Annotated in this window: 2 protein-coding genes; one reads left to right on the forward strand and one right to left on the reverse strand. The window is 65.6% G+C overall.

All coding sequences use genetic code 11. The annotated features are described in order from the left end of the window. Positions 1–135 precede the first annotated feature (135 nt). On the forward strand, positions 136–2196 hold the full coding sequence (locus VN378_RS05000; protein WP_305759004.1) for a TonB-dependent receptor: 2061 nt from the start codon (positions 136–138) through the stop codon (positions 2194–2196). 161 nt (positions 2197–2357) lie between these two features. On the opposite strand, the gene radC is transcribed toward VN378_RS05000, so the two are convergent. After that, the coding region (radC, locus tag VN378_RS05005) for a RadC family protein (protein WP_414642216.1) at positions 2358–3040 on the reverse strand (683 nt) is incomplete at its 5' end.

Below are 3040 nucleotides of genomic sequence, written 5' to 3' on the forward strand. Positions count from 1 at the left end.
CCCCATTGCCCTGGCGCCCGTAGACGCGCCCCGCGCCGTTCCCCGACGATGCGGTCTGTGACCGAATCTTCTTGCGAATGAGAATGTGTCTCATTATGCCCGCTTCCGACATCGACTCGGGAAACGACAGATCTCATGCGCCTCCTTCTGACCTCGACAGCCATCCTCCTGACGTGCCCGGTCGCCGCCATGGCGCAGGAACCGGCGTCCGAGTTGGAGCCCATCATCGTCACCGGGCAGGCTCGCGGCTACATCGCGATCGACTCGGTGACCGCGACCAAGACCGACACCCCTCTCATCGACGTGCCCCAAAGCATCAACGTCGTGACGCGCGCACAGCTGGACGATCAGGGAATGCACAGCCTCGGCGACGTCCTCCGCTATGTGCCCGGCGCGACCGTCGGCCAGGGCGAGGGCAATCGCGACCAGATCACCTTGCGGGGACAGAACACCACGGCTGACTTCTTCCTCGACGGCGTGCGTGATGACACGCAGTATTTCCGGGGCCTGTATAATCTCGAACGGGTCGAGGTGCTGAGGGGTCCCTACGCCCTGATCTTCGGGCGCGGGGGCGGCGGCGGCATCGTCAACAGGGTCCAGAAGACCCCAAGCGCTGGCGGCGCCTTCGCGACCGGCCGGCTCAGCGCCAACAGCTTCGGCGCCTGGGACGTGTCGGCGGATGTCAACGCGCCCATCGGCGACAGGGCGGCGTTCCGCATCAACGCCATCTACGAGAACCTCGGCAACCACCGCGACCACTACGATGGCGAACGGTACGCCGTGAATCCCTATCTGGCCGCAGAGCTCGGCGGGGGGTGGCGCGCCGGCCTGTCCTGGGAATACGTCAACGATGACCGCGTCGTCGATCGCGGAATCCCCTCATTGGCCGGAGCTCCGTTGACCGGCTACCGCGATCAGTTTTTCGGCGTGCCCGGGATCAACCGGACCACGCTCGACGCCCATATCATCAAGCTGCGGGTAGACGGCGACCTCGCGGACAATATCCGAGCTTCGACCACTGTGCTGTATGGCGACTACGACAAGGTCTACACCAACGTCTTCGCCAATGGCCCCGCCACCTCTCAGCGCGGGATCGTCCCGCTGGCCGCCTATACCGATCCCACCACGCGCCAGAACCTGCTTGTCCAGAGCAACCTGGTCTGGGACGTGACCACGGGCTGGATGACTCACAAGATCCTGTTCGGCCTCGAATACGGGGACCAGCAATCCGCGAACCAGCGCCGTAACGGTGTCCTGTCAAACCCGACCTTCAATCTGGCCGATCCGGTGTTTCCGACCGTCACCTTCCCGGCGCTCAGCCGCGACACGGTCTCGAACGTCGGAACCGTCTCCGCCTATGTCCAGGATCAGATCAGGCTCGGCGACCATTTCGAGCTCGTCGCCGGGATCCGGTACGACCGTTTCGACATCACAGGCGTCGATCTCCAGCCCAACCCCGACCGCCCCTTCGAGCGGGCCGATGACAAGGTCTCGCCGCGCCTGGGCCTGATCTACAAGCCCCGATCGAACGTCTCGATCTACGGCAGTTACAGCCAGTCCTTCCTGCCGCGATCAGGCGATCAATTCCTGACCCTGTCGGTGACACAGCAGAACCTCGAGCCCGAAGAATTCACCAACCACGAGGTCGGCGCCAAATGGGCCATCCGTCCCGATCTCAACGTCACGGCCGCCGTGTTCCGGCTGGACCGCACCAATGCGACGACGCCCGATCCCCTCAACCCGACGGTCACCATCAATGTCGGCGAGACACGGACAGAGGGCGTGGAACTGGCTGTCACCGGGCGACTGCGGCCAGGCTGGCAGATCAGCGGCGGCTATTCCTGGCAGGACGCCCGCCTGCAGGGCAATGACTCGGTCCGTCTGGCCCAGACCCCGAAACAGCAGTTCAGCCTATGGAACCGCTATGACGTCAGCCGCCGGCTGGGTATCGGTCTGGGAGTCATACATCAGGCCAGCCAGTTCGCGGCGATCCGGACCGCGCCGTCCACGACGCGGTTGCCGGCCTTCACCCGCGTCGACGCCGCCGTGTTCTACGAGGTCAACGACACCGTCCAGTTGCAGCTTAATATCGAGAATCTGTTCGACACGACCTATTTCCCGGACGCGCACAACAACGCCAACATCTCGACCGGAGCTCCGCTGAACGCCCGGTTGACCCTGAGCACGCGGTTCTAGCCGGCGCGAATTGACAGAGTCTCCACGCGATCCGGGCCCTCAGAAAGTGCTTTTCGGCGCTTGATGGCTGCTAGCGCCCTCCATGCCGGAGGCATCTTCGGCACGACCGTGGGCAAGCATCGACAGGCGGGGCTCGGTGAGAATGCCTCCTGATCAAGCCCTCAGATCAGGCCGAGGGCCTTGAAGCTGGCCGTGCCTTCCCGGCCGACAACGAGGTGGTCATGGACCTGCAGATTAAAGACCCGCGCCGCCTCGACGATCTGTCGCGTCATCTGGATATCGGCCTGCGACGGCGTCGGGTCGCCGGAGGGATGATTGTGGACCAGGATCAAGGCGGACGCCGACAACTCCAGGGCCCGGCGAATCACTTCGCGCGGATAGACGGGAGCGTGATCCACCGTTCCGTCCGCCGTCATTTCATCCCGAAGCAGGATATTCCGCCGATCCAGAAAAAGGGTCCGGAACTGCTCGCGCGGCTCGTGAGCGAGCGCCGCCCGCACATAGGCCACCAGCGCGGTCCAGGACGTGATGACCGGGCGGCGGCTGGCTTCGGCGCGCGCAAGACGGACCGCGAACTCGCGCAGAAGCGTCAGCTCGGCCCGGAGGGCGGACCCGGCGCTGGACGCCTGGGCCAGTTCGCCGGGCGCCGCGCCGGCGACGCCGCCGAGGCTCCCGAACCGTTCGAGCAAGGCCGCGGCGAGCCGCGCAGGGTCCGTCTCCGGGTCCATCCTCTCCAGTATCAGGGCCAGCAAAGTCTGATCGTCCAGCGCCGCATGGACGAGGGTCGGCGACGCGGGGCGGCGCCCGCGTGGTTCGGGGGCCGGCGCCCGGATCAGGGTCGGGG

The sequence above is a fragment of the Brevundimonas sp. genome, from assembly GCF_035561115.1.
GTDB lineage: Bacteria > Pseudomonadota > Alphaproteobacteria > Caulobacterales > Caulobacteraceae > Brevundimonas.

What these genes read in the sequence shown, in the direction of transcription:
- VN378_RS05000 (WP_305759004.1), top strand. Translation starts at nt 136, where the DNA reads ATGCGCCTCCTTCTGACCTCGACAGCCATCCTCCTGACGTGCCCGGTC.